Origin of the sequence: Mycolicibacterium sphagni (assembly GCF_002250655.1) — a bacterium.
GTDB lineage: Bacteria > Actinomycetota > Actinomycetes > Mycobacteriales > Mycobacteriaceae > Mycobacterium > Mycobacterium sphagni.
Genome location: NZ_NOZR01000003.1, coordinates 25,603 through 51,443, shown reverse-complemented (window position 1 = coordinate 51,443; position 25,841 = coordinate 25,603). Strand labels below are relative to the sequence as shown.

26 protein-coding genes are annotated in these 25,841 nt (G+C 65.6%); 12 read left to right on the top strand and 14 right to left on the bottom strand.

Translation table 11 applies throughout. The features are described from left to right. Positions 1–7: 7 nt before the first annotated feature. Positions 8–1,219 (bottom strand): cytochrome P450, encoded by a 1,212-nt coding sequence (locus CG716_RS04120; protein ID WP_094476753.1) that lies wholly within the window; start codon positions 1,217–1,219, stop codon positions 8–10. A gap of 57 nt (positions 1,220–1,276) precedes the next feature. On the opposite strand from CG716_RS04120, the gene CG716_RS04115 reads away from it, so the two are divergent. Further along, on the top strand, positions 1,277–1,996 hold the full coding sequence (locus tag CG716_RS04115; protein WP_207760567.1) for an acetoacetate decarboxylase family protein: 720 nt from the start codon (positions 1,277–1,279) through the stop codon (positions 1,994–1,996). Between the two features lie 55 nt (positions 1,997–2,051). Here the strand turns inward: CG716_RS04115 and CG716_RS04110 are convergent, their stop codons facing one another. After that, complete coding sequence (locus tag CG716_RS04110; protein WP_094476751.1) at positions 2,052–3,083, bottom strand: LLM class F420-dependent oxidoreductase; 1,032 nt, start codon at positions 3,081–3,083, stop codon at positions 2,052–2,054. A 67-nt stretch (positions 3,084–3,150) separates the two neighbouring features. Between CG716_RS04110 and CG716_RS04105 the strand changes: the two genes are divergently transcribed. From CG716_RS04105 to CG716_RS04085, 5 genes are all read left to right on the top strand, one after another. Beyond that, a complete protein-coding gene (locus CG716_RS04105) occupies positions 3,151–4,143 on the top strand; it encodes a Zn-ribbon domain-containing OB-fold protein (protein ID WP_207760566.1) in 993 nt (330 codons plus the stop codon). 13 nt (positions 4,144–4,156) lie between these two features. Further along, positions 4,157–5,221: a thiolase family protein gene (locus CG716_RS04100; protein WP_094476749.1), complete on the top strand. Its 1,065-nt coding sequence runs from the start codon at positions 4,157–4,159 to the stop codon at positions 5,219–5,221. Next, positions 5,221–6,405, top strand: a complete 1,185-nt coding sequence (locus tag CG716_RS04095) for a thiolase family protein (RefSeq protein ID WP_094476747.1) — start codon at positions 5,221–5,223, stop codon at positions 6,403–6,405. Before CG716_RS04100 ends, CG716_RS04095 begins: the two co-directional genes overlap by 1 nt. Further along, positions 6,405–7,283: a TIGR03619 family F420-dependent LLM class oxidoreductase gene (locus CG716_RS04090; protein ID WP_094476745.1), complete on the top strand. Its 879-nt coding sequence runs from the start codon at positions 6,405–6,407 to the stop codon at positions 7,281–7,283. Before CG716_RS04095 ends, CG716_RS04090 begins: the two co-directional genes overlap by 1 nt. A gap of 67 nt (positions 7,284–7,350) precedes the next feature. Further along, positions 7,351–7,752, top strand: coding sequence for a nuclear transport factor 2 family protein (locus tag CG716_RS04085; RefSeq protein WP_094476743.1), 402 nt, complete (start codon positions 7,351–7,353; stop codon positions 7,750–7,752). A 10-nt stretch (positions 7,753–7,762) separates the two neighbouring features. Here the strand turns inward: CG716_RS04085 and CG716_RS04080 are convergent, their stop codons facing one another. Next, complete coding sequence (locus CG716_RS04080) at positions 7,763–8,287, bottom strand: gamma carbonic anhydrase family protein (protein ID WP_094476741.1); 525 nt, start codon at positions 8,285–8,287, stop codon at positions 7,763–7,765. Between the two features lie 118 nt (positions 8,288–8,405). On the opposite strand from CG716_RS04080, the gene CG716_RS04075 reads away from it, so the two are divergent. Both CG716_RS04075 and CG716_RS04070 read left to right on the top strand, forming a co-directional pair. Continuing rightward, positions 8,406–9,548, top strand: a complete 1,143-nt coding sequence (locus tag CG716_RS04075; protein WP_094476739.1) for a 3-ketosteroid-9-alpha-monooxygenase, oxygenase component — start codon at positions 8,406–8,408, stop codon at positions 9,546–9,548. 2 nt (positions 9,549–9,550) lie between these two features. Continuing rightward, positions 9,551–10,012: a hypothetical protein gene (locus CG716_RS04070; RefSeq protein ID WP_094476737.1), complete on the top strand. Its 462-nt coding sequence runs from the start codon at positions 9,551–9,553 to the stop codon at positions 10,010–10,012. A 33-nt stretch (positions 10,013–10,045) separates the two neighbouring features. Here the strand turns inward: CG716_RS04070 and CG716_RS04065 are convergent, their stop codons facing one another. The 3 genes from CG716_RS04065 to CG716_RS04055 are packed head-to-tail and all read right to left on the bottom strand — an operon-like array spanning position 10,046 to position 13,098. Continuing rightward, positions 10,046–11,185, bottom strand: coding sequence for a sulfotransferase family protein (locus tag CG716_RS04065; protein WP_094476735.1), 1,140 nt, complete (start codon positions 11,183–11,185; stop codon positions 10,046–10,048). Next, positions 11,185–11,967, bottom strand: a complete 783-nt coding sequence (locus tag CG716_RS04060; RefSeq protein WP_094476733.1) for an SDR family oxidoreductase — start codon at positions 11,965–11,967, stop codon at positions 11,185–11,187. Before CG716_RS04060 ends, CG716_RS04065 begins: the two co-directional genes overlap by 1 nt. A gap of 3 nt (positions 11,968–11,970) precedes the next feature. Continuing rightward, the gene (locus CG716_RS04055; RefSeq protein WP_094476731.1) at positions 11,971–13,098 is read right to left on the bottom strand and encodes a hypothetical protein; all 1,128 of its coding nucleotides are present in this window, start codon (positions 13,096–13,098) and stop codon (positions 11,971–11,973) included. Positions 13,099–13,222: 124 nt separating this feature from the next. Between CG716_RS04055 and CG716_RS04050 the strand changes: the two genes are divergently transcribed. Continuing rightward, positions 13,223–14,128, top strand: coding sequence for an IclR family transcriptional regulator (locus CG716_RS04050; RefSeq protein WP_094476730.1), 906 nt, complete (start codon positions 13,223–13,225; stop codon positions 14,126–14,128). On the opposite strand, the gene CG716_RS04045 is transcribed toward CG716_RS04050, so the two are convergent. The 5 genes from CG716_RS04045 to CG716_RS04025 all read right to left on the bottom strand — a co-directional run bounded on the left by CG716_RS04045 (position 14,129) and on the right by CG716_RS04025 (position 19,564). Next, positions 14,129–14,512: a heme-binding protein gene (locus CG716_RS04045; RefSeq protein ID WP_094476728.1), complete on the bottom strand. Its 384-nt coding sequence runs from the start codon at positions 14,510–14,512 to the stop codon at positions 14,129–14,131. A gap of 89 nt (positions 14,513–14,601) precedes the next feature. After that, positions 14,602–16,713 carry a RecQ family ATP-dependent DNA helicase gene (locus CG716_RS04040; protein WP_094476726.1) on the bottom strand — a complete coding sequence of 704 codons (2,112 nt, stop codon included), beginning with the start codon at positions 16,711–16,713 and terminating at the stop codon, positions 14,602–14,604. A gap of 38 nt (positions 16,714–16,751) precedes the next feature. Beyond that, complete coding sequence (gene dmpG, locus CG716_RS04035) at positions 16,752–17,840, bottom strand: 4-hydroxy-2-oxovalerate aldolase (protein WP_094476724.1); 1,089 nt, start codon at positions 17,838–17,840, stop codon at positions 16,752–16,754. After that, positions 17,837–18,766, bottom strand: a complete 930-nt coding sequence (locus CG716_RS04030) for an acetaldehyde dehydrogenase (acetylating) (protein WP_094476722.1) — start codon at positions 18,764–18,766, stop codon at positions 17,837–17,839. The genes dmpG and CG716_RS04030 overlap by 4 nt, the downstream gene beginning before the upstream one ends. A 12-nt stretch (positions 18,767–18,778) precedes the next feature. Further along, the gene (locus CG716_RS04025; protein WP_094476720.1) at positions 18,779–19,564 is read right to left on the bottom strand and encodes a 2-keto-4-pentenoate hydratase; all 786 of its coding nucleotides are present in this window, start codon (positions 19,562–19,564) and stop codon (positions 18,779–18,781) included. A gap of 154 nt (positions 19,565–19,718) precedes the next feature. Here CG716_RS04025 and kstD point away from each other — a divergent pair, with 154 nt between their 5' ends. Together kstD and CG716_RS04015 are read left to right on the top strand one after the other, a co-directional pair. Then, positions 19,719–21,431 carry a 3-oxosteroid 1-dehydrogenase gene (kstD, locus tag CG716_RS04020; RefSeq protein ID WP_094476718.1) on the top strand — a complete coding sequence of 571 codons (1,713 nt, stop codon included), beginning with the start codon at positions 19,719–19,721 and terminating at the stop codon, positions 21,429–21,431. 1 nt (position 21,432) lies between these two features. Further along, on the top strand, positions 21,433–22,293 hold the full coding sequence (locus CG716_RS04015; protein ID WP_094476716.1) for an enoyl-CoA hydratase ChsH3: 861 nt from the start codon (positions 21,433–21,435) through the stop codon (positions 22,291–22,293). Positions 22,294–22,297: 4 nt separating this feature from the next. Here the strand turns inward: CG716_RS04015 and CG716_RS04010 are convergent, their stop codons facing one another. Then, the gene (locus CG716_RS04010) at positions 22,298–23,350 is read right to left on the bottom strand and encodes an aldo/keto reductase (RefSeq protein ID WP_094476714.1); all 1,053 of its coding nucleotides are present in this window, start codon (positions 23,348–23,350) and stop codon (positions 22,298–22,300) included. Between the two features lie 130 nt (positions 23,351–23,480). Between CG716_RS04010 and CG716_RS04005 the strand changes: the two genes are divergently transcribed. Beyond that, entirely contained in the window at positions 23,481–24,122 is a 642-nt protein-coding gene (locus CG716_RS04005; protein ID WP_094476712.1) for a hypothetical protein, read from the top strand. A 105-nt stretch (positions 24,123–24,227) separates the two neighbouring features. On the opposite strand, the gene CG716_RS04000 is transcribed toward CG716_RS04005, so the two are convergent. Further along, entirely contained in the window at positions 24,228–25,394 is a 1,167-nt protein-coding gene (locus CG716_RS04000; protein ID WP_094476710.1) for a 17-hydroxy-3-oxo-4-pregnene-20-carboxyl-CoA lyase, read from the bottom strand. After that, positions 25,394–25,813 carry a MaoC family dehydratase gene (locus CG716_RS03995; RefSeq protein ID WP_420093173.1) on the bottom strand — a complete coding sequence of 140 codons (420 nt, stop codon included), beginning with the start codon at positions 25,811–25,813 and terminating at the stop codon, positions 25,394–25,396. Before CG716_RS03995 ends, CG716_RS04000 begins: the two co-directional genes overlap by 1 nt. Positions 25,814–25,841 lie beyond the last annotated feature (28 nt).

The following is a 25,841-nucleotide window of genomic DNA, read 5'->3' as shown; positions in this document are numbered from 1 at the left end:
TGCCGTCTTACGCCAGCACCGGCTTCGACGGAGTGAACACCACCGGCATCGCTTCCAACCCACTCACGAAGTTGGCCGGCCGCAGGGGCAGTGCGGTCTCGTCGGCCAGTCGCAGGTCCGGTAGCCGCTCGAGGAGCTTGCGAATCATCGTGCTGAGCTCCAACCGGGCCAGCTGATTACCCAGGCAGAAGTGGGTTCCGAAGCCGAATGCCACGTGGCTGTTGGGGTTCCGGTCGATGCGGAAGTTTTCCGGGTCGCCGAAGACCGACTCGTCGAAGTTGGCCGCCTCGAACATCAGCAGCATCTTCTCGCCCTGACGCAGCTGGGTGCCGTGGAATTCGACGTCCCGCATCGCCGTTCTGGCCATGTTCTTCACCGGCGAGGTCCAGCGCAGCATTTCCTCGATGGCATTGGGCAGCAGGCTCACGTCGGCCACCAGCCTCTGCCACTGATCATGGTGGCGCACAAGCTGTTCGGTGCCGCCCGACAACGTGTGCCGAGTGGTCTCATCCCCACCGATGAGGATCAGCAGGGTCTCCATGATGATCTCTTGATCATCCAGTCGTGAGCCTTCGACCTCGGAATTGACCAGGATCGAGAACAGGTCATCGGTCGGTTCGGCCCGGCGCTTGGCGATGGTCTCGGTTGCGTACGCGGAATACCCGGCGAAGGCGTCCATCACCGCTTGCAACGTCTCGGCGTCGGCAGCCGAGTTCAAGCCGCACACCAGATCGTCGGACCACTTCAGCAGCGTCGAACGTTCTTCGGGCGCCACGCCGAGCATGTCACCGATAACGGCCATCGGCAGCGGCGCGGCGATATCGCGAACGAAGTCGCATTCCCCGCGCTCGCAGACCGCGTCGATCAGCGTGTCACACAAGGTGTCGATTCCGGCGAGCTTGTCCATCACACGCTTGCGGGTGAAGCCCGCGTTGACGAGCTTGCGGCGCAAGAGGTGTCCGGGATCGTCCATGTCGATCATGTACGGCATACCGGGGTTGTCGGGCCGGATGCCCCCGGTGTTGGAGAACGTCTCGGGGTCACGTTCGGCGTCGAGGACCGCCTGGTAGGTCGCCGCGGCCGCCAGACCGTTGCGGTCGCGGAACACCGGCTCGTTGGCGCGCATCCAGCGATACGCGTCGCGCGCACCACCGTCGGCGTAGAAACTGCCCTCGGTCAGATCAACATTCGGCTTGGCCGGAGCCAGGGTGCCTGTCATCTACTTCCCTCCATACTTCTGTCCACGCAGGCTGTCAAAGCGGATTACAGTGTCCGCATGTCTGTTTCGCAGCACACCATTGCCGGCACGGTGCTCACCATGCCGGTGCACATTCGCAAGGCCGACGTTCACACGGCGATGTTCTCGGTTCCGGCCGATGCCGCGCAGCGACTCGTCGACTACAGCGGATTGCAGGTCTGCCAGTTCCGGCCGGGCCGTGCGGTGGTGAATCTGATGCTTGCCCGCTACATCGACGGCGATCTGGGCAAGTATCACGAGTTCGGTACGTGCGTGATGGTCAATCCCCCGGGCTCGGATGCCAGCGGCCTCAAAGCTCTTGGCGACGCCGCGGCGTTCATCCATCACCTGCCGGTCGACCAGTCCTTCACTCTGGAGGCCGGCCGCACCATCTGGGGCTTCCCCAAGATCATGGCCGACTTCAACGTGCGCGACGCCAAATCGTTCACCTTCGATGTCAGCGAGGGCGGATCGCTGATCGCCGGCATCGAATTCCACCGGGGCCTGCCGCTGCCCTCGCTGCGACCGCGCAGCCAGGTGCTCACGACCTACACCTTCTCCGAAGGCACCACGCGAGAGGTGCCGTGGGAGATGAAGAACTCCGGGGTGCGCTTCCGGCCCGGCGGTGCCAACCTGCGCCTGGGCGACCATCCCTACGCCAAGGAGCTCGCCTCGCTGGGGCTGCCGAAGCGCGCGATGGTGTCGGGATCGGTCGCCAACGTCGAGATGACGTTCGGCGACGCCCACATCCTGCGCTAAGCCGAACGTCATCCGGTCAATCTAGAGCCCGGGCTAGACAACTCGCAAGAAGTGTCTACAACAGTGCCGCGGCTTCGCGGATCTGTTCGGGGCTGCGGGCGCCGATGACCATCATGGTGACGCCGGCGGCTTCCCAGGCGACGATCTGTTTGCGCACGTAGTCGATGTCACCGACGATCGCCGAGTCGTCGACGAGTTCGTCGGGCACGGCCTTGGCGGCGTCGTCTTTGCGGTCACTGCGGAACAGTCGGGTGACCTCGTCGACGACCTCGGAGTAGCCCATCCGCCGATACACATCGGCGTGGAAGTTGGTGTCCTCAGCGCCCATTCCGCCCATGTACAGGGCCAGGTGCGGCTTGATCAGTTCCATGATCGACGCGCGGTCCTCGGTGACCACCACCTGGGCGGTGGCACAGATCTCGAAGTCCTCGCGGCTGCGCCGGGCACCGGGGCGGGCGAAACCTTCATCGAGCCATTCGTTGTACATCGGGGCCAGCCGCGGGGAGTAGAAGATCGGCAGCCAGCCATCACAGATCTCGGCGGCCAGCGCGACGTTCTTGGGCCCTTCGGCGCCCAGCATGATCGGGATGTCAGCGCGCAGCGGATGCACAATCGGCTTGAGCGGCTTACCCAGACCGGTGGTGCCCTCTCCCGACAGCGGCAGCGGATAGTGCGGGCCAGCACTGGTGACCGGGGCTTGACGGGCCCAGACCTGGCGGATGACGTCGATGTACTCGCGGGTGCGGGCCAGCGGCTTGGGGAATTTCTGCCCGTACCAGCCCTCGACCACCTGCGGCCCGGACACCCCCAACCCGAGGATGTGGCGGCCACCGGAGAGATGGTCCAGCGTCAGCGAGGCCATCGCGCACGCCGTGGGGGTGCGCGCCGAGAGCTGAACCACCGAGGTACCCAACCGCATGCGTGTGGTTTCGCGGCCCCACCAGGCCAGCGGAGTGAAGGCGTCCGACCCCCACGCCTCGGCGGTGAAGACCGTGTCAAAGCCGGCCTCTTCAGCCACAGCCACCAACTCCGCATGATTCGTCGGAGGTTGCGCGCTCCAATATCCGAGTTGCAGACCCAGCTTCATCGGTGCCGCCTTTCTGTCTGGGACACGGTCCTTGCCACGATTCTTAGAACCTGTTCTACTCGATGCTGTGACCACCAGCCAAAGCAGCCCGGTGCAGATCGACGCGCATCAGAAGCCCCTTTCGGCACCGCTGAAGCTGTCATTCGACTACACCCGTTCAGTCGGACCACTCCTCGGCCAGTTCTTCACCGCCCTGCGCGGGCGACGCATCCTCGGCGTCCGCGGTTCGGACGGACGCGTGCTCGTACCGCCAGCTGAGTATGACCCCGTGACTTATGCGCCGCTAACAGAGGTGGTACCGGTCGACAGCGTCGGGACGGTGTTGTCGTGGACCTGGCAGTCCGAGCCGCTGGAAGGCCAGCCGCTGGACCAGCCGTTCGCGTGGGCGCTGATCCAGCTCGACGGAGCCGACACCGCACTACTGCACGCGGTCGCCGCGGGTTCCTCCGACGCGATCAGCACCGGTGCGCGGGTTCATGCGCACTGGGTCGACGAACCCGTGGGCGCGATCACCGATATCGCGTACTTCGCGCTCGGGGATGAAGCCGAACCGGTGTCCGACGAACCCGACGATCGGGAGCCGGTCACCATCCAGGTGGCGCCCAGCAGCATCGAAATCCAGCACACCGCTTCACTTCCGGAGAGCGCCTTCCTGCGCGGCCTGGAAGACGGCAAGCTGCTCGGTGCTCGCACCGGCACCGGCGGCAAGGTGTACTTCCCGCCGAAGGAAGCCGATCCGGCCACCGGCCTGGAGCTGGACAACTTCCTCGAGCTGCCCGACAAGGGCACCGTGACGACGTTCGCCATCATCAACATCCCGTTCGCGGGCCAGCGCATCAAGCCGCCGTACGTCGCGGCCTACGTGCTGCTCGACGGCGCCGATATCCCGTTCCTGCACCTGATTCAGGAAATCGACGTCGCCGATGTGCGAATGGGCATGCGCGTGCAGGCGGTGTGGAAGCCCCAGGAGGAATGGGGTCTCGGCATCGACAACATCGAGTACTTCAAACCGACCGGCGAACCCGACGCCGAATACGACACCTACAAGCACCACCTCTAAAGGGACTCGCCACATGACATTTCGCGATGTAGCGGTCGTCGGCTTCGCCCATGCCCCGCATGTCCGACGCACCAGCGGAACCACCAACGGCGTCGAGATGCTGATGCCGTGTTTCCATCAGCTTTACGAAGAACTCGGCCTGAAGCAGACCGATATCGGCTTCTGGTGCTCCGGCTCTTCGGACTACCTTGCCGGCCGTGCCTTTTCGTTCATCTCGGCCATCGACTCGATCGGCGCGGTACCGCCGATCAACGAGTCGCACGTCGAGATGGACGCAGCCTGGGCGCTGTACGAGGCCTACATCAAGATCCTGACCGGGCAGGTCGACACCGCACTGGTATACGGCTTCGGCAAGCCCTCGGCGGGCACGCTTCGCCGGGTGCTCGCGCTGCAGACCGACCCGTACACGGTCGCACCGCTGTGGCCCGACTCGGTGTCGATGGCAGGCCTGCAGGCCCGCCTGGGCCTCGACGCGGGCAAGTGGACCGCTGAGCAGATGGCACAGGTGGCGTTGGACTCGTTCGCAGCCGCCGGGCGCACCGACTCCGAGAAGCCGGCCAAGAGCATCGATGAGCTACTGGCCCGGCCCTACTTCGCAGATCCGTTGCGGCGCCACGACATTGCGCCGATCACCGACGGCGCTTCGGCGATCGTGCTGGCCGCCGGCGACAGGGCACGCGAGCTCCGAGAGAACCCCGCCTGGATCACCGGTTTCGAGCACCGCATCGAGACACCGATCCTTGGCGCACGCGATCTGACCACTTCGCCGTCGACCGCAGCGTCGGCCACGGTCGCTACCGGTGGTGACGCCGGCTCGATCGAGGTCGCCGAGCTCTACGCGCCGTTCAGCCATCAGCAGCTGATTCTGGCCGAGGCGATCGGCCTGCCGGCCTCGACGAAGATCAATCCGTCGGGCGGCGCACTGGCGGCCAACCCGATGTTCTCGGCCGGCCTGGAGCGGATCGGTTTCGCCGCACAGCACATCTTCTCTCGTTCGGCGGGCCGCGTGCTGGCGCACGCCACCAGCGGCCCTGCGCTGCAACAGAATCTGGTCGCGGTCCTGGAGGGCAAGAACTGATGGCTAAAAAACTCGCAGCCGTTCTGGGCACCGGACAGACGAAGTACGTCGCCAAGCGTAAGGACGTGTCGATGAACGGCCTCGTGCGCGAGGCGATCGACCGGGCGCTCGCCGACTCGGGCTCGACGTTCGACGACATCGACGCCGTCGTCGTCGGCAAGGCGCCCGATTTCTTCGAGGGCGTGATGATGCCCGAGCTGTTCATGGCCGACGCGGTCGGCGCCACCGGCAAGCCGCTGATCCGCGTGCACACCGCGGGCTCGGTCGGCGGCTCGACCGCGATCGTGGCGGCCAGCCTGGTGCAATCGGGTAAGTACAAGCGCGTTCTGACCATGGCGTGGGAGAAGCAGTCCGAATCGAATGCCATGTGGGCGTTGAGCATTCCGGTGCCTTTCACCAAGCCGGTCGGCGCGGGCGCGGGCGGATACTTCGCCCCGCACGTGCGCGCCTACATCCGCCGATCCGGCGCGCCCACGCACATCGGCGCGATCGTGGCGGTCAAGGACAGGCTCAACGGCGCCAAGAACCCGCTGGCCCATCTGCACCAGCCCGATATCACCGTCGAGAAGGTGATGGAGTCCCCGATGTTGTGGGACCCCATCCGCTACGACGAGACGTGCCCGTCCTCGGACGGCGCGGCGGCGATGGTGATCGGCGACGAGGAAGCCGCCGACTCCCGGGTGGCCGCCGGACATCCGGTCGCCTGGATACACGCGACCGCCCTGCGCACCGAGCCCCTGGCATACGCCGGACGCGACCAGGTCAACCCGCAGGCCAGCCGGGATGCGGCCGCCGCCTTGTGGAAGGACGCGGGCATCACGAGCCCGATCGACGAGATCGACGTGGCCGAGGTGTATGTGCCGTTCTCCTGGTATGAGCCCATGTGGCTGGAGAGCCTCGGCTTCGCCAAGGAAGGCGAAGGGTGGAAGCTCACCGAGGCCGGCGAGACGGCGATCGGCGGGCGTATCCCCTTCAACCCCTCCGGCGGAGTGCTGAGCAGCAATCCCATTGGGGCGTCGGGCATGATCCGGTTCGCCGAGTCGGCCATCCAGGTGATGGGCAAGGGCGGCGACCACCAGGTCGAGGGTGCGCGCAAGGCACTGGGCCATGCGTACGGCGGCGGCGCGCAGTACTACTCGATGTGGGTGGTCAGCTCGGATAAACCGGTGGACAAGTCCGCGTGATGCAGTACACGGTCAGCATCGCGTTCAGCCCGCTCGACCAGCTCATCGAAATCGCCAAGGCAGCCGAGGAACTCGGCTTCGACAACATCGCGCTGCCCGACTCGATCTTTTATTTCGAGAAACAGTCCGTCGACTATCCCTACACCGCCGACGGCAAGCGGATGTTCGATGAGAACTCGCCCTGGGTCGATCCATTGATCCTGGCGGGCGCATTGGGTGCGGTGACGTCGAAGGTGCGTTTCTACACCAACGTGATGAAGCTCGGTTCGCGCAATCCGCTGCTACTGGCCCGCCAAGTGGGCTCTGTGGCGAACCTGACCAACAACCGGTTCGGCTTCGGTGTCGGGATCGGCTGGGCTCCCGAGGAATTCGAGTGGTGTGGGGTGCCCTACGCAAAGCGGGGCAAGCGCGTCGACGAGATGATCGACGTCATCAAGCTGGTGCTCGCCGGCGGCATGGTCGAGTTCCACGGCGAGTTCTACGATTTCGACCGGCTGCAGATGAGCCCCGCACCGTCCAAGCCGGTGCCGTTCTACGTCGGCGGACACACCGATGCGGCACTCAAGCGTGCGGTGCGCGTCAGTGACGGCTGGACCAGCGCGATGATGACGTGCGACCAGCTGGCCGAGACGATCAACCAGCTGAAGAAACTGCTGGCCGAGGCCGGGCGCGCCGACGACCCGTTCGAGTACCAGGCCGTGTGCATCGACAAATTCGGTGTCGACGGCCACCGCGACCTGGTCGACGCCGGTGTCACCGACTACATCGGCATTCCGTGGGTGTACGAGGGCCTCGGCTTCGACGCCCCGGTGGACAAGAAGATCGACGCGATGAAGCGGTTCGCCGAGACCTACATCCACTCCGGCTGGCAGGACTGATGGTGGGAGTGAGTGAGGATCGCAGCGAGGAACGAGCGAGGACCGGAGCGAGCGAGGTAAAAGTACGATGAGCTCGCCGGCCCACGAGGCGGGGCGTCGCTCACGCGAAGCCGCGATAGCCCGCGACAAAGAAGCTTGGCTGGCGGTGTTCGCCGATGACGCGATCGTCGAAGATCCCATCGGGCCATCGCATTTCGACCCCGAGGGCAAGGGCCACCGCGGCAAGGAAGCGATCGCAAAGTTCTACGACATGGCGATCGCGCCGAGCAAGCTGACCTTCAACTTCGAGAAGACCTACCAGTGCGGCGACGAGGAAGCCAACGTCGGCCACATCGTGATCGAGTCCAGCGGCTACCGGGTGGTCGCCGAGGGTGTGTTCACCTACCGGGTCAACGCGCAGGGCAAGATCGTTGCGCTGCGGGCCTATTGGGAGCTCGACAAGGCAACCGCGAGCGCGACGCCCCTGTAGAACTGTCTCGCTAAATCTCTTCGAAGCCAGACAAATAGCGCTGGGCGAGGTCTTGGTACGCCTTGGGATTGAGGTTCACCCACACCTCGGCGCCGGTTCCGGCGATCGGTCCCTTGACCTTCGCCGGCGATCCGGTCACCAGAACCTCATTCGGGATGTGAGTGCCGCCGACCACCAGCGAGTGCGCGGCGATCATGCTGCGGGCGCCGATCACCACTCCGTCGAGCACCGTGCAGTGGTTGGCGATCACCGCCTCGGCGCCCACGTGCGCGCCGTGGATCGTGCACATGTGAGCGATCGTGGCGCCGGGGCCGATGTCGACCGGAATGCCCGGCGGGGCGTGCAGCACCGATCCGTCCTGCACGTTGGCGCCCTCCCGGATCACGATCGGCGCGTAATCCCCGCGCAGCACCGCGTTGAACCACACAGATGCGCCGGCCTCCACAGTGACGTCTCCGACGAGGACGGCAGTCGGTGCCACGAACGCGGTGGGATCGACCCGGGGTGACCGGCCCTCGAACGAATACATCGGCATCGTTCACATATACCGCAATTCAGGTGGGTAATCCCCAGCTAGCGCGGCTGTGATTGCGCGATCAGACGATAAAACTGTAACGTGTTCTAGTTAGAGACGAAATTAGGGAGGGCTCGAGGTGACAACCGGCATTCGCGAGATCGACACCGGGACCCTGCCAGACCGGTATGCCCGGGGCTGGCACTGCCTGGGCCCCATCAGTGACTACCTGGACGGCAAGCCACACCCGATCGATGCATTCGGGACGAAACTGGTGGTCTTCGCCGACTCCGAGGGCGCGGTCCACGTCCTGGACGCCTACTGCCGTCACATGGGCGGAGACCTGTCCCAGGGCACCGTCAAAGACGACACCCTGGCGTGCCCGTTCCACGACTGGCGCTGGGGCGGCGACGGCCGCTGCCGCCTGGTGCCCTACGCCAAGCGCACCCCCAAGCTGGCCCGCACCCGGTCCTGGGAGACCGACGTGCGCAACGGGTTGCTGTTCGTCTGGCACGACCATGAGGGCAACCCACCGCAGCCCGAGGTGCGGATTCCGGAGATCCCGGAATACACCAGCGGCGAGTGGACCGAGTGGAAGTGGAACTCGATGCTGATCGAGGGCTCCAACTGCCGCGAGATCGTCGACAACGTCACCGACATGGCGCACTTCTTTTACATCCACTTCGGCCTGCCGACGTACTTCAAGAACGTCTTCGAGGGCCACATCGCCTCGCAGTATCTGCACAACGTCGGCCGGCCCGACGTCACGCTGGGCGGTTCGGCCTACACGGAGTCCCACCTGGACTCGGAGGCCTCGTACTTCGGGCCATCGTTCATGATCAACTGGCTGCACAACAACTACGGCGGCTACAAGGCCGAGTCGATCCTGATCAACTGCCACTACCCGGTGTCGCAGGACTCGTTCATGCTGCAGTGGGGTGTGATCGTCGAAAAGCCCAAGGGCATGGACGACGCCATGAGCGACAAGCTCTCCGATGCCATGGTCGTCGGCGTCAGCAAGGGCTTCCTGCAGGACGTCGAAATCTGGAAGCACAAGACCCGCATCGACAACCCGCTGCTCGTCGAGGAAGACGGCGCGGTGTACCAGATGCGCCGGTGGTATCAGCAGTTCTACGTCGACGTGGCCGACGTCAGCCCTGATATGACCGACCGCTTCGAGCTCGAGGTCGATACCGCCCCGGCCAACGAGAAGTGGCAGGTCGAGGTTCAGGAGAACCTCAAGAAGCAGGCCGCTTCTGAAGGACAGCCGACCCAGGTGTGAATATGACCCCCGGGGATCCCACGCCCGACGTAGACGATCTGGCGCGGTCCATGCTCCAGCTGCTCGGCGTGCATGAGCACGACGAGCCGCAAGAGCACGACGACGGCACGCCCGGATCCTGGTCCAAGGCACCAGATTTCGCTTCAGATCCGGAGCGTGCAGCCGCGATCCACGAGGCCACCCGCCAGGACAAAGAGCGCTACCTGACAGCAGGCCTGGCCGACATCGACTGCCGGTATTGCCATATCGCGGTGAAGGTGAAGAAGCTGGGCGCCGCGCACACCGCGGTGCAGTGGAGCACCGAAGCACAGCAGCGCTGCGCCTACTTCACCGAGATTCGCGAAGCGGGCGGCTCGAGTGCCCGCACCCGGTCCTGCCCCAAACTGTCGGACAGCATCAAACACGCCGTGGCGGAGGGCTGTCTGGAGGAGTACTCCAGCGCCCCCGCCCCCGGCGACGGCTAGTACTGTCCGACATTTCGTCGATATCGACCGGGCTCACAGCCCCTTGAAGCGCTCCTTGACCTGATCTTCGGTGAGACCGTAATCAGCCAGCGAGTAGGTGTGCTTGGGCGCGCGTGGCCCTTGCTTGCTCTCGTCGTCGGTGCGCTGGATAGCCGCACGCGCATCGTCGGTCATCTCGATGCCGAAGTGGCTGTAGATCTTCTCCACGGTGGCGATCGGTTCGCGAATGAGCTCGAAGTAGTCCACATCGTAGAACTGGGCCGGATTCTGCTTGGCGCGTTCGATGTTGAACCGCTCCAGTCCTCGCGACCAGGTCTCCAGCGAATCGGCCCCGATGACCTCGCCCGTGAACGTGTTCGACCAACCCTCGGTGGTGTGCTGGGACAGCGAGCACATCGACGCCATGATGGTCTCGGCCGGGCGATGGCACTGCAAGATCAGCGCATCGGGGTAGGTGGCGAAGACCGCGTCCAGTGCGAACAGGTGGCTGGGATTCTTGAGCACCCAACGCTTCTCGGGATCATTGAGACCGATCAGCTGCAGGTTCTTGCGGTGCCGCGCATACGATTTCGACCAATCCTGATGGGACAGCCACTGCGAATAGGTCGGTAGGTGGGCCAACGTCTCGTACGACACCGAGTGCAGCGACTGCCGCAGCAGCTGCCAGCACTCCTCCACTTCATCGGCCGTCATGTAGTGCAAGCCCGTGTAATCCGGGTTCTCCTCATGAGCCTTGGTGAACTGCGCGTCGAGCTGCTGGAAGACCGCGTTGTCCTTCCACGTTTCCCGCGGCGGACGGGGCTGCGGGAACTCCGCGAGCCACAGCTCCAGTCCCTGGTGCCGAGGGTCGCCGCACAACAGCCGGTGCAGCGCGGTGGTCCCGGTGCGCGGCAGACCGGTGACGAAAATCGGCCGCTCGATCGGGACGTCGACGTGCTGCGGATACTGCTTGAAGGCCGCCTCGGAAACGAGCCTGGCCACCAAGGCATTTCGCACGAAGAACCGCGACATCTTGCTGCCGACCTCGGTGAGGTCCGCATCGTTGCGAAACGATTCGAGCAGCACACTCAGCGCTTCACGGTAGTTGTCATCGTCGACACCGAAGTCGTCCAAGCCGGTGGCCTTGACGGCGGAGGCGCGTACCGCCTCGACGGAAAGGAAGTCGGAGCTCATCAGTTGTGATACTCCCCGCAGTTCACGTCCAGGGTCTGGCCGGTGATGCCATTGGACAGATCGCTGGCCATGAACAGGATGGCCGAGGCGACCTCATCCTCGGTGGGCAGCCGTTTGAGATCGCTGTTGACCGCGGCGGCCTTGTATATCTCGTCGACGGTCGTGCCATATTTGCTGGCCTGGTGTTCGAAATAACCCTGCAGGGTTCCACCCCAGATGTAGCCCGGCAGAACGGAATTCACCCGGATGCCCTGCGGCCCCAGTTCACTTGCCAGCGACTGGGACATCGACAGGAGCGCCGCCTTGGCCAACTTGTAGGCACCCTGCTTGGGGTCGGAATGCCGCAGCACCATCGAGTTCACGTTGACCACCGACCCCTTGGCCTCGACCAGTGCCGGCGTGAAGCCCTGGATGAGCCGCAGCGCACCGAGCACTGTGAGCTCCACCGTCTCGCGGATGTGGTCGAACGTGGTGTTGGCGAAGGGCTTCATCGACGGCACCTTGAACGCATTGTTGATCAGCACGTCGACCTTGCCGAAGGCGTCCAGGGTCTGCTTGACCAGATTGTCGACCTGACCCTCGTCGGTGATGTCGGTGCCCACCGACACCGCGCGGCGGCCCAGGTCGGTGACCGTCTTGGCCACATCGTCGAGACGTCCGACGGTCCGCGCCGCCAGCACCAGATCGGCACCCTCCTCGGCACATCGGCGCGCCAGCGTCGTACCCAGCGCCGGACCGACGCCACTGATTACGACGACCTTGTTCTCGAGCAAGCCGGCCATACGTTATCCCACCATCCTGTTGCCAATTAGTTTCTGGCGCAACGCGATTCGCTGACGCCAGTCGTCATCGGAAATCTTGTTCTGCTCGTAGTAGGGCAGTTTGGAAGCGACCGAGTCGAGATCGACGACCTCCAGGGTGGGGCCGTCGGCCTCGGTCAGCTGGCGGGAGACCCGCTGCCAGCGGAACTGCAGGTAGCCCTTGCGATGCCCCAGCGTCTCGACCCAGTTGGTCACCCCGGGGCTCTGGTCGGCGACGACGATTCGGATCTTGCCATCCGGATCAGCTTGCGCCTGAGTACCGTTCAGCGAGGTCTGGTGGTTGATGTAGTCCAGCGAGATGTACCAGAGGCTGCCGAGCTGGAACCCGAGGTAGGGGGCGTCGGTGACCGGCAGGGTGATGATGATGGCCTGATCGGGTGAGAGGTCGTAGTGCCCGACCGATGAATACTGAGTGGCCAGCCCACCCGGGGTCAGCCGGGGCGCGGTGAGCGTATTGACTGGCAGGTTGTCGTAGAACCACTTCGGGAACTGCAGCCAGGTCTTGACGCGCTGCACCAACTGCTTCGCCGCGCTCGCCCAGCGCCGTTCGATCAGGTCGGTGGTCAGCGCCGGTGGTGCGGTGCCCGCGGTGTCGGTGCGCGCGATCGCAAAGTTGCCGCGCTGAGCCGACCAGTCGTTGTAAACCTCGCGAATGACAAGCTGCGCGTTGCTATCCGGGGTGAACCGCCACTCGAAGGTGCCGTCGGCGGCGATGTCGAGCTTGCGGTCATCGAATGCCGTCTCGCTGTCAGGGACGACTTCGTCGGTGTATTCGCCACCGAGGAGCTGGAAGCTGACGTCGGTGGTGGTGCCGCGCGTGCCGGTGACGACGTACTCGTGCCCGGCCACCACGCGGGTGCCGAAGTACATGGTGTCCGGGTTGTCCAGGCCCATCTTGGTGAACGGCCCGGTGCCCGAATGCAGGAACGGATGGTCACGGTCGTAGTCGAAGGCGACATGCGTGCACGCCGCCACGCAGCCCGCGAGGTACTGCAGCCCCTCCAGCAGATCAGCCTCGGTTTCGATGAACGGCGCTTCCCGAACCAGACGTTCGGACTCGACAATGGCGTCCACTAGTGGCTGGGTGTACATCGACCGCCTCGCGTTTCAATATTGGACCGACCTGGTACGTTCTCCGACTGAGACTAGAACGCGTTCTAATTCCAGTCAACCAAGTCGCCGGTCCATATGTGGACCGTAGAGGTAGGATTTTGCAATGCCAGACTCGTCGACTCCAGGTCGATCATCTCCCCCCACGCAGCGCGTGGTGGCGATTCTGGACTTTCTGGCCAAACACCCGCAGGACCGGTTCGGCCTCTCGGAGCTGGCCCGTCGACTGCACCTGGCCAAGCCAACGTGCCTCGGCATCGTCACTACCCTGACCGAGTCCGGCTACCTGGTTCGCGACGCCGCCGACAAGACCTACCGGCTTGGCCCCAGCCTGATCGCGCTGGGCCATCTCGCGCAGGAGTCGCTAAGGGTCAACCCGGCCGCGCGCGCCGAGCTGGCCCAGCTGTCGCGAACCTTCGACACCACAGCGGCGCTGGCCGCCGTCATCGACGACCGGATCACGCTGCTGGAACTGGTCCAACCGCCCGGCGCCGACGTCGGAGTGCGCGTCGGGCAGAGTTATCCGTTCGCACCGCCAGTGGGCCTGATGTTCGTGCTGTGGGACGACGACGCGCTGAACAGCTGGCTGGGCAGGGCCCCGACCATCCCGCTGCGCACCGAAACGCAGCGGCTGGACCGCGTCGTCGCAGAGTGCCGCACGGCGGGTTATCTCGTCGAGCGCCTCACCCCCGGCGGCCGGCGGCTCTACGCGATGATGGCGGGCATGTCGAGCACGCTGCCCGACGAGCTGCGGGCGCTGCTCGGCGAGCTGATCTCGGACATCGGCGAGCGGGTCTACCTGCGTAGTGAAGCCGAGGGGTCGCGGCAGCGCCACGACGTCAGCGTCATCTCCGCGCCCGTCTACGACCACCACCACCGGCAGGCGATGGTGGTGTCGCTCCAGATCGGCCGCGCGCTCACCGATTCCGAGATCGCCAAGCATGCGCGCGGCCTGGTGGCCAGCGCCGACGCGCTCACCGCACAGCTGGGCGGCACCAAGCCGCCGTGGTGACTACAGCTCGCCGATGACGACCAGGGCCTCGGCCGGCTCCACCTGAAGGCCGCAGCGGTTCTGGAAATCGACCAGCGGCGCCTTGATGGCCCGGATGTCGTTGGCCTGGTCCGGATGATCATTGAAGTAGGTGTTGAACGCGCCGACCGCGGAGAACGCCGACTGCCGGGTGGCGTCGATCAAAGCCTGATTGGCCTCGGGGTGCACGGCGAAGTAGTCCGACAGGTTCTTGGTGACCGAGCTGATCGTGGACGACAGGCCGGCGGCGGTGCAATCGGATGCGGCCGCGGGAGCGGGCGCAGGATCGGCGCCGGCGGACGTAATCGACACGGCACTGACCGCGCCGGCGGCCAGCACTGTCAGGACGACACGACGGACGAGCATTGCGATTCTCCCTTCGAGGCGCACAGCACACTCGCTGCACGGCCACTGAAGGGAACTTCGTGCGGTACCGAGCCGGTGTTACCCCCGCGTCAGCTGGTCGCCGCGAGCACCAGCGGCAGCACGGCAGGCGCGCCGGCCTCCTTCACCAGGCGCGCGGCCATCGTCAACGTCCATCCGGTATCGGTCACATCGTCGATGAGCAGCACCGGGCCACCCGCTGCCGCAATGGCCGCCGGATCCGGCGCCGACCACGCTCCATCGAGGGCGGCGACGCGGTAGGCGGAGTTGGCGGCGCTGACCGGCCGGCGCCCCGCGGCGTACCGCAACACACCCAGGTCGGTCAGTCTGCCGACACGTGCCAATTCACGGGCCAGGGACCCGATCAGGACGGGATGCGTATCCGAATCCAGAGCCAGCACCGCCGTCGGACGGTCCGCCCAGTCCCAGGCGGCCAGCACCTTGACCGCCGCCTGCACCACATCCGACGGCACGTCGCCGTCAGGTTCGTCGATCACGCGTCGTAGGCGCGGACCCCAGCCCAGGTCGGTCAGTCGCCCGATCGCCCGGCCCGGCGCGGGACCGTCCCCGATGCGTCCGCTGAGGCTGACGCCCAACTTCCCGAGTCCCGACGGCCACTGCTTACGCGGAGTGATCTCGACACCGGGTCGCATCAGTCGCTCCTGGACGAGTGCCGCCGCACCGTCGTCCACCGCCGCACCGAAGCGTGCTCCGGCGCAGTTGTCGCACCGGCCGCACCGTTCGCCGTGGGTGAGACCGGGATCGTCGAGTTGCCTGCGCAGAAACGTCATTCGGCACTCGTCGGTGCTCTGGTAGTCCAGCATTGCCTGCTGTTCACGGCGGCGGCCCTCGTCGAGTTGACGGTAGCGCGCCTCGTCGTAGTCCCATGGTTGGCCAGTGGCGAGCCAACCGCCTTTGACCCGTCGCACCGCACCGTCGACGTCGAGCACCTTCAGCACCATCTCCAGCCGGGTGCGGCCCAGATCCACCAGCGGCTCCAGGGCGGGAGTGGACAGCGGACGGTCGGGCTCCAGTTGACGAATGATGTTGCGCACCATGGCTTCCGAAGGGAACGCCACCGAAGCGAAATACCGCCAGACGTCCTGGTCTTCACGACCGGGCAACAGAACCACCTCGGCGCTGTCCGTCGAGCGGCCGGCACGACCGACCTGCTGGTAGTACGCGATCGGCGAGGAAGGCGCGCCGAGATGCACGACGAAGCCAAGATCCGGTTTGTCGAATCCCATGCCCAGAGCCGAGGTGGCGATCAGTGCCTTCACCCGATTGCCCAGCAAATCCGCCTCGAGTTGTTCTCGCTCGGCGGTTTCCGTCGAGCCGGTGTACGCGGCCACCTCGAATCCGCGCTCGCGAAGCAGCGCTGCCACATCGTGCGCCTGGGCTACGGTCAGCGTGTAGACGATTCCGGACCCCGGCAGCGAATCCAGGTGCTCTGCCAGCCAGGCCATGCGCTGTGCACCGCCGCCGGCCTGGACCACCGACAGTCGCAACGACTCGCGATCGAGCCCACCGCGCAGCACCAACGTGTCCCGGCCGCCACCCGGCACATTGTCGGCACGGCCGACGCCCAGCTGCGCTGCGACATCGTTGACGACACGATCGTTGGCGGTGGCGGTGGTCGCCAAAACCGGTACGTCCGAACCCAGTTCGGCGATCAACGTGCGGATCCGCCGGTAATCGGGCCGGAAGTCGTGGCCCCAGTCCGAGACACAGTGTGCCTCGTCGACCACCACCAGACCGGCGTCGGCGGCCAGCGCCGGTAATACGGTGTCGCGAAACTCCGGATTGTTCAGCCGTTCCGGGCTGACCAGCAGGACATCGAGGTCACCGCTGTTGACCCGCTGGTGAATCTCGTCCCACTCGGTGACATTGCCGGAGTTGATGGTGGCCGCCCGAACACCCGCGCGTTGCGCGGCGGCGACCTGGTTGCGCATCAGGGCGAGCAAGGGCGAGACGATGACCGTCGCACCGTGGCCCCGCTGGCGCAGCAGCTTGGCCGCGATGAAGTACACCGCCGACTTGCCCCACCCTGTGCGTTGGACGACCAGTGCCTGGCGGCGCTGCACCACCAGCGCTTCGATAGCGGTCCATTGGTCGTCGCGCAGCAGGGCGGTCGGACCGGCCAGCTGCTCGAGAATCGCCTGAGCGTCGTCGCGGGTCACCATGGCACCATGGTGCCCGTTCGGTCCGACGAGGCCGCGAACTACTTGGCGGTGATAATCCCCGAGTCGCTTCGCTCCTGCCCGCCGGAAGCCGCTGCTTGCTCCTGCTGGATCTCCAGCGCGATGTCGATCAGCTGATCCTCCTGGCCGCCGATCAGCTTGCGCTGACCCGCCCGGTGCAGCAGCTGATGCGCCGGCACGCCGTAACGCTCGGACTGACGGATCGCGTGCTTGAGGAAGCTGGAGTACACCCCGGAGTAGCCCATGATCAGCGCGTTGCGGTCCAGCAGGCACTCGGCCGGCATGGCCGGTGCGACGACCTCTTCGGCGGCGTCGGCGATGTCGAAGAAATCGATGCCGGTCTTGACGCCGATCTTGTCGAACACCCCGATGAGGGCCTCTACCGGCGCGTTACCCGCACCGGCACCGAAGCGGCGGCACGACCCGTCGATCTGCTTGGCGCCCGCGCGGACGGCCTCGATGGAGTTGGCGACGCCGAGGCCGAGGTTCTCGTGGCCATGAAAACCGACTTGAGCGTCCTGTCCCAATTCGGCGACCAGCGCCGCTACCCGGTCGGCCACGCCCTCGAGGACCAGCGCGCCGGCCGAGTCGACGACGTAGACGCACTGGCATCCGGCGTCGGCCATGATCCGGGCCTGGGCGGCCAGCTTCTCCGGCGAGATGGTGTGGCTCATCATCAGGAACCCGACGGTCTCCAGACCCAGTTCCCGGGCCAGGCCGAAGTGCTGGATCGAGACGTCAGCCTCGGTGCAGTGGGTGGCGATCCGGCAGATCGAGCCGCCGTTGTTCTGCGCCTCCTTGATGTCTTCCTTGGTGCCCACGCCGGGCAGCATCAGGAAGGCGATCTTGGATTCCTTGGCCGTCTCGGCGGCCAGCTTGATCAGCTCCTGCTCGGGAGTTTTGGAGAACCCGTAGTTGAAGCTCGAGCCACCCAGCCCGTCGCCGTGCGTCACCTCGATGACCGGGACGCCGGCCGTGTCGAGCGCCGCGACGATGGCGCCGACCTCTTCCTTGGTGAACTGGTGGCGTTTGTGATGGCTGCCGTCACGCAGGGATGTGTCCGTCATCCGGACATCCCAGCTGGGGTCGAACCACACTTCTGCACTCATGCTTGCGCTCCTGTTCCCGCAGAGGCCCGTTCCTTGGCGATTTCTTCGCCCACCTTGGTGGCCGCGGCAGTCATGATGTCCAGATTTCCAGCGTAGGGCGGCAGGTAGTCACCGGCACCCTCCACTTCCACGAACGTGGTGACGAGGTGGTGGCCACCGTTGTAGACCGTCGGCTCGTCGAACTGCGGCTCGTTGAGGAGCCGGTAGCCGGGCACGTAGGTCTGCACCTCGGCTACCACGTCCTTGATCGACTGCGTGATCGCGGCGTGGTCGGCGTCCTCGGGGATTGCGCAGAAGATGGTGTCGCGCATGATCATCGGCGGATCGGCAGGGTTCAGGATGATGATCGCCTTGCCGCGCTTGGCGCCACCGATGACCTCGACGCCCGCACTGGTCGTCTTGGTGAACTCGTCGATGTTGGCCCGGGTGCCCGGGCCGGCCGACGCCGACGACACCGACGCCACGATCTCCGCATAAGGCACGCCCCCCTGGTCCGCGACTGCGCGAGCCACTGCGTACACCATCGGGATGGTGGCCTGGCCACCGCAGGTGACCATGTTGACGTTGGGGGCGTCGAGGTGTGCGCGCAGGTTGGCCGGCGGGATCACGCCCGGGCCGACGGCAGCCGGGGTCAGGTCGATCGCGCGGATGCCGGCTTCCTCGTACCGCGGAGCGGCGGCCCTGTGCACGTAGGCACTGGTGGCTTCGAACACCAGATCCGGCTTCTCCGGCTGCGCCAACAGCCAGTCGACTCCCTCATGGCTGGTCTCCAGCCCCAGCTTGCGAGCCCGGGCGAGCCCTTCGCTCTCGGGGTCGATACCGATCATCCAGCGCGGCTCGAGCCACTCCGAACGAAGGAGCTTGTACAGCAGGTCGGTGCTGATGTTGCCCGACCCGACAATGGCAACTGAGCTCTTCTGGCCCATATGGGACTCCTCTTACTCGAACGACAGCCGGACTGAACCCAGCCCGGCGAAGTCAGCGACGAACTGGTCGCCAGGGCGGCAGTCGATGGCCCTGGTGCACGACCCCGGCAGCACGATGTCGCCCGCCTTCAGACGTACCCCGAAGCTTTCGACCTTGCGGGCCAGCCACGCGACCGCGGTGACCGGATTACCCAGCACGGCGTCGCTGCGGCCCTCGGCCACCACTTCCCCGTTGCGGGTGAGCACCGCGTCAATGCCCCTGATGTCAACGTCTTTCGGTGACACGCGCTCCTTGCCGAGCACGTAGCCGGCCGAGGACGCGTTGTCGGCGATCGTGTCGCACAGCGCGATCTTCCAGTCCGTGATCCGGGTGTCGATGAGTTCGATCGCCGGCGCGAAGGCGGCCGTGGCGGCCAGCACGTCGTCCTCGGTGCACCCGGCGCCGGGCAGGTCGTCGGCGAGGATGAATCCGACCTCGACCTCGACGCGCGGAAACAGGAAGCGCCCGGCGGGCACCGGCTGGTCCTCGAACACCTCCATGTCGGCCAGCAGGTGGCCGTAGTCGGGCTCGTCGACGCCCATCATCTTCTGCATGGCCTCCGACGACAGGCCCACCTTGTGGCCGACCACCCGGGCGCCTTCGGCGACCCGCTGCCGGATGTTGATCAGCTGGATCTCGTAGGCGTCGACCACGTCGATATCCGGGTGCTTGGACGTCAACGGAGTCATCGGGACGCGGGTGCGCTCCGCCTCGGCAAGGTCGGCGGCAAGCTCGTCGCGCGTCGAAACGCTCAGCATTCCCGGGAGTCCCATCGTCGGTGTGACCGGGGCGAACGGCGCCCGGTGCGGGCAATTCTAGTGCGGTCCGAGAGCCGTTGGGATAAGCGTTCCGCTGATCGGAAAGGAGGGGTCAGTAGCGCCCGGACGGGGCAATTCTATAACGTGTTCTAGTATGACAGCTCAGGAGTTCGACGTCGTCGTCGTCGGAAGCGGTGCCGCCGGTATGGTCGCCGCGCTCACCGCCGCTCACCAGGGACTATCGGCAGTCGTCGTGGAGAAGGCCGCGCACTTCGGCGGCTCGACCGCGCGATCCGGTGGTGGCGTGTGGATCCCTAACAACGAGATCCTCAAGCGGGACGGCGTTACCGACACCAAGGAAGCCGCACGCACCTATCTGCACACGATCATCGGCGACGTGGTGGAGCCGGAGCGCATCGACACCTATCTCGAGCGCGGCCCGGAGATGCTGTCGTTCGTGCTCAAGCACTCGCCCTTGAAGATGTGCTGGGTGCCGGGCTACTCCGACTACTACCCAGAGACGCCCGGCGGGCGTCCGGCGGGCCGGTCGATCGAACCCAAGCCGTTCAACGCCAAGAAGCTCGGCCCGGACGAGAAATTCCTCGAGCCGCCTTACGGCAAGGTGCCCCTCAATGTGGTTGTGATGCAGCAGGACTACGTGCGTCTCAACCAGCTCAAGCGCCATCCCCGCGGTGTGCTGCGCAGCCTGAAGGTCGGCGCGCGCACGATGTGGGCCGGAGCGCGGGGCAAGAACCTGGTGGGCATGGGCCGGGCACTGATCGCGCCGCTGCGAATCGGCCTGCGCCAGGCCGGAGTTCCCGTGCTGCTCAACACCGCGCTGACCGACCTTTACGTCGAGGACGGTGTCGTGCGCGGCATCTATGTCAAGGAGGCGGGGGACTCCGAATCGGCTGACCCGCAACTGATCCGCGCGCGACGCGGCGTCATCCTGGGCAGCGGCGGCTTCGAGCGCAACGAGCAGATGCGCGTGAAGTACCAGCGAGCGCCGATCACCGCGGACTGGACGGTGGGGGCCGAGGCCAACACCGGCGATGGCATCGTGGCGGCCGAGAAGCTCGGTGCTGCACTGGAATTGATGGAGGACGCCTGGTGGGGCCCGACGGTTCCACTGGTCGGCGCGCCGTGGTTCGCACTGTCGGAGCGGAACTCCCCCGGCTCGATCATCGTCAACCTTGCCGGTAAGCGCTTCATGAACGAGTCGATGCCCTACGTCGAGGCCTGCCACCACATGTACGGCGGCGAGTACGGGCAGGGACCCGGCCCCGGCGAGAATGTGCCGGCCTGGCTGGTCTTCGACCAGCAGTACCGTGACCGCTACATCTTCGCGGGCTTGCAACCGGGGCAACGGATTCCGAAGAAGTGGATGGAATCCGGCGTCATCGTGAAGGCAGACACTCTCGAGGAGTTGGCCAAGCTGACCGGCCTTCCGGCCGACACCTTCCTGTCCACGGTCGAGCGGTTCAACGGGTTCGCCCGTTCGGGCAAGGACGAGGACTTCCACCGCGGCGAAAGCGCCTACGACCGGTATTACGGCGATCCGACCAACAAGCCCAACCCCAACCTCGGCGAAATCAAGAACGGGCCGTTCTACGCCGCCAAGATGGTGCCGGGCGACCTGGGCACCAAGGGTGGCATCCGCACCGACGTGCACGGACGGGCCCTGCGCGACGACGGTTCGGTGATCGACGGCCTGTATGCGGCCGGTAATGTCAGCTCGCCGGTGATGGGCCACACCTATCCCGGACCCGGTGGCACCATCGGCCCCGCGATGGCGTTCGGGTACCTCGCTGCGTTGCATATCGCCGGAGCCGCTGGGCCGGCGACATCCAGCACAGGGAAGGGCTGACATGCCGATCGATGTCTCCGTCGCACTCGCGGCCGAACTGGAACCTGTCGAGTTCGCCTGGACGAGTAGCGATGTGCAGCTTTATCAACTCGGCCTCGGAGCCGGCGCAGATCCCATGGACCCCAAGGAATTGCGCTACCTCGCCGACCGTACCCCGCAGGTGCTGCCCAGCTTCGGCAACGTGGCGGCCAGCTTCCACATGACCGAGCCGCCCGAGGTGAAGTTCCCCGGCATCGACATCGAGCTGAGCAAGGTGCTGCACGCCAGCGAGGCGGTCACGGTGCCGGCCCCACTGCCGCCCAGCGGTACCGCGCGCTCAGTGCAGCGGTTCACCGAAATCTGGGACAAGGGCAAGGCGGCTGTCATCGTCAGCGAGACGACGGTGACCGACCCCGACGGCACGCTGTTGTGGACCACCAAACGGTCGATCTTCGCCCGCGGTGAGGGCGGTTTCGGTGGCGAGCGCGGCCCGTCGACGTCGGTGGCCGCCCCGGATCGCGCGCCGGACTACGAGATCTCGGTACCGGTACTGCCCCAGCAGGCGCTGTTGTACCGACTGTGCGGCGACCGCAACCCGCTGCACTCCGATCCCGAATTCGCCGCTGCGGCAGGCTTTCCCAAGCCGATCCTGCACGGCCTGTGCACCTACGGGATGACGTGCAAGGCGCTGGTGGACACGCTGCTGGACGCTGACGTGTCGCAGGTGAAGACCTACGGTGCGCGCTTCGCCGGGGTGGTGTACCCGGGCGAGACCATCAAGGTGAACGTGTGGAAAGACGACGGTCGCTACGTCGGCGTGGTCACCGCGCCGGGCCGTGACGATGCCGTCGTGCTGTCCGACGTGGAGTTCATCCCCGTCTGATCGCTCAGCTCTGCGGTACCGGATGGAACCGGATCGCCGCGTCGTCACCTCCTCGGGGGGCATCGTTTTCGGCCAACTTGTTGTAGGGCTCGCCTAGATCGATGTGGCTGACTTGGTCCAGCCGGTCGTAGGTCTGAGTGTCGATTTCAAGGGTCAGCGCGGCCAGATAGTCGTCCAGCTGCTCCACCGACCGTGGACCGATCACCGGGACCACGCCGGTTGGCGAACGTCGCGCGCGCTCCACCAGCCAGGCCACCGCAACCTGCGCCGGCTGCACGCCGAGGTCATTGGCCACCGCCAGCACAGCGTCGACGGTCGCCGACTTACGGCCGCCATCTTCCTTGTGCACCAATCGATTCCACGCCGTCATCCGACCTTCCTCGCCGCGACGGTACTTCCCGGTGAGCAGGCCACCGCCCAGCGGCGACCATAGGGCCGCCCCGAGACCGAGCGCTTCGGCCATCGGGAGGACCTCGCGGTCGCCGGTGCGCTCGACGAGGCTGTACTCGAACTGCACTGCGGCCAGTGGCGTGAGCCCGCGCAGCTCCGCGATGGTCACTGCGCGGCTGGTCAGCCAGGCCGGGAAGTTCGAGAACCCGGCGTAGAGAATCTTGCCCGCGCGAGCCAGGTCGGCCAGCGCGCCGATGGTTTCCTCCACCGGGGTGATCGCGTCCGGGAAGTGCACCCAGAACAGGTCGATGTAATCGGTGCCCAAGCGCCGCAGGCTGCCGTCGACGGCTCGGAACACCGCGCGCCTGCCAGCGCCCGTCTGTAGGACACCGGAACCGTCGGGACTGCCGATGCCGAACTTGGTCGCCAGGGTGAATTCGTCGCGCCTGCCGGCGAGCAGGGTGCCCAGCATCTGCTCCGATTCACCGCGCTGGTAGCTGGCCGCGGTGTCGATAAATGTTCCACCCGCTTCGGCGAATCGATTGAAAATAGCTGTAGCGGTGTGCAAGTCGGCGCCGTAACCCCATCCGGTACCGAAGTTGCCGGTACCGAGGCTGAGCTCCGAGACGCGAAGGCCGTTGCGCCGACCGAAGGTGAAGTGCTCCATCACGGATCCACCGTACCCACCCCTGGGTACAGCAAACAATACCTAGCATTTTGACGGGTTTCTCCCAGGTTCGGCAGCACTGTACTAAATTATCCAGGGCAAACATCGGCGCTGCTTTGAAAGGAACCCCATGAAGATTACGCAGGCCTCATCTGTCGGCCTGATCGGTGTGGCATTACTGGTGGGCACGGCAGCCGTCGGCTGCGGGAGCGACGACAAGGGATCCTCATCGTCATCATCGTCGTCGTCCTCTTCGAGCTCCGCCGCAGCAACCACCTCGGAAGCCGCGTCGGCGACTTCTAGCGCTGCGGCAAGCCCGTCGGCGCAGGCAGGCGACTACAGCAAGTTGCTGCTGAAGGCGTCTGACATCGACCCGAGCTTCACCGCCAGCGCGCCGACCGAAAACCCTAACGGTGTGCCGGGGATTGGTCAGACGATGACCAACCCTGGCAAGAATGAGAACATCCTGTTCGTCATCTTCGTCGACGAGAACCCAGCCGCTGCGGTCCAGTCGTTGCAGGGTTTCAAGGACACGCTCGCCAAGGAGGTCGACGGAGCACCGCAGCCTGCCGATGTCGGTGACGGCGGGTTCATCGCCACCGGGAAATCCCCCGACGGTTCGAAGGGTGTGACGGAGGTGTACTTCACAACAGGTAAGGCGATGGTCAACATCGAGTTCGAGAGCGCGCCGAACGACCCGGTGCAGCCGGAGACCGCACTGACGATCGCCAAGATGCAGGACACCCAGATCAAAAACAACCTGCCCGCATAGCTTTTCGGCACAACGCTTATCGAAGGTAACGCCACGGCGCGACATCCCCCGATGTCCTGCCGTGGCGTTCCTGTCGGCGCAACGGTGGCGCGAAAGGAGCCGAGCTCAGCCGAGGATCAGGCCCGACGTCGGGACGCCCGTGCCTGCGGTGACAAGCACGTGCTCGACGTTAGGCACAGGGTTGACCGACGTTCCGCGCAGCTGCCGCACGCCCTCAGCGATGCCGTTCATACCGTGGATGTAGGCCTCGCCAAGCTGACCGCCATGGGTGTTGATCGGCAACCGTCCGCCGATCTCCAGCGCGCCGTCCTTGATGTAGTCCTTCGCATCGCCCTGAGCGCAGAACCCCAACTCCTCCAACTGAATCAGCGTGAACGGGGTGAAGTGGTCGTAGAGGATCGCCGTCTGGATGTCGGCCGGGGTCAGCCCCGACTGCTCCCAGAGCTGCCTGCCGACCAGCCCCATCTCCGGCAATCCGAGTTCGGGCCGGTAGTAGCTGGTCATCGAGTACTGATTCGGGCTCGACCCTTGCGCGGCCGCTTCGATGATCGCCGGCCGGTGCTTCAAGTCTTTGGCCCGCTCCGGTGACGTGATCACCAACGCGACGCCGCCATCTGTCTCCTGGCAGCAATCGAGTAGCCGCAGCGGCTCAGCGATCCACCGCGAGGCCTGATGTTCCTCGATGGTGATGGGCTTCTCGTAGAAGTACGCCTTCGGATTATTGGCGGCGTGCTTGCGGTCCGCGACCGACACCGCGCCGAAATCACGACTGGTCGCACCCGACAGATGCATGTAGCGCTGGGCGATCATCGCGACCTGAGCCGCAGGCGTCGAGAGCCCGTGCGGGTAGGAGAACGAATTGTCCACGCCGGTGGAGTCGGCGTTCTCGACCAGCCGCATCTGCACCTGGCCGAATCTCATCCCGGAGCGCTCGTTGAAAGCGCGGTATGCCACAACGCAATCCGCGACACCGGTGGCCACCGCGATGGCGGCCTGCTGCACGGTGGCGCAGGCCGCGCCGCCGCCGTGGTGAATCTTGGAGAAGAACTTCAGGTCGCCGATACCGGTAGCCCGCGCGATCGCAACCTCGGTATTGGAGTCCATCGTGAAGGTGGTCATACCGTCGACGTCGGCGGGGGTCAGGCCGGCGTCATCGAGCGCGTCCAGCACGGCCTCCGAGGCCAACCGCAGCTCACTGCGACCAGAGTTCTTGGAGAAATCAGTCGCGCCGATACCGACGATCGCGGCCTTCCCCGACAGCTCGCCCGGCATCAGGCGGCCCCCACCGTGAGCGTGGCGTTGGCGATCACATGATCGCCAAGACTGTTGCTGCCCACGATCTTCAGCGTGATCAAACCGTCCTCCACTGCGGTGACCTCACCCGAGAACGTCACCGTGTCGTAGGCGTACCAGGGCACGCCCAGGCGCAGACCTATCGACTTGATGACGGCGGTCGGCCCGGCCCAGTCGGTGATGAACCGCTGCACCAGACCGGTGTCGGTGAGGATGTTGACGAAAATGTCCTTGGAACCCTTGGCTTGCGCCTTGTCCCGATCGTGGTGCACATCCTGGTAATCCCGGGTGGCGATCGCCGTAGAGACAATGAATGTCGGGTCGCCGTAGAACTTGAGCTCCGGCAGCTTGGTGCCGACCTCGATTTCCGGAGCCGCCCCGGCGGCGACATCAGACACCGGAGCCGCCCCGGCGGCGACATCAGAC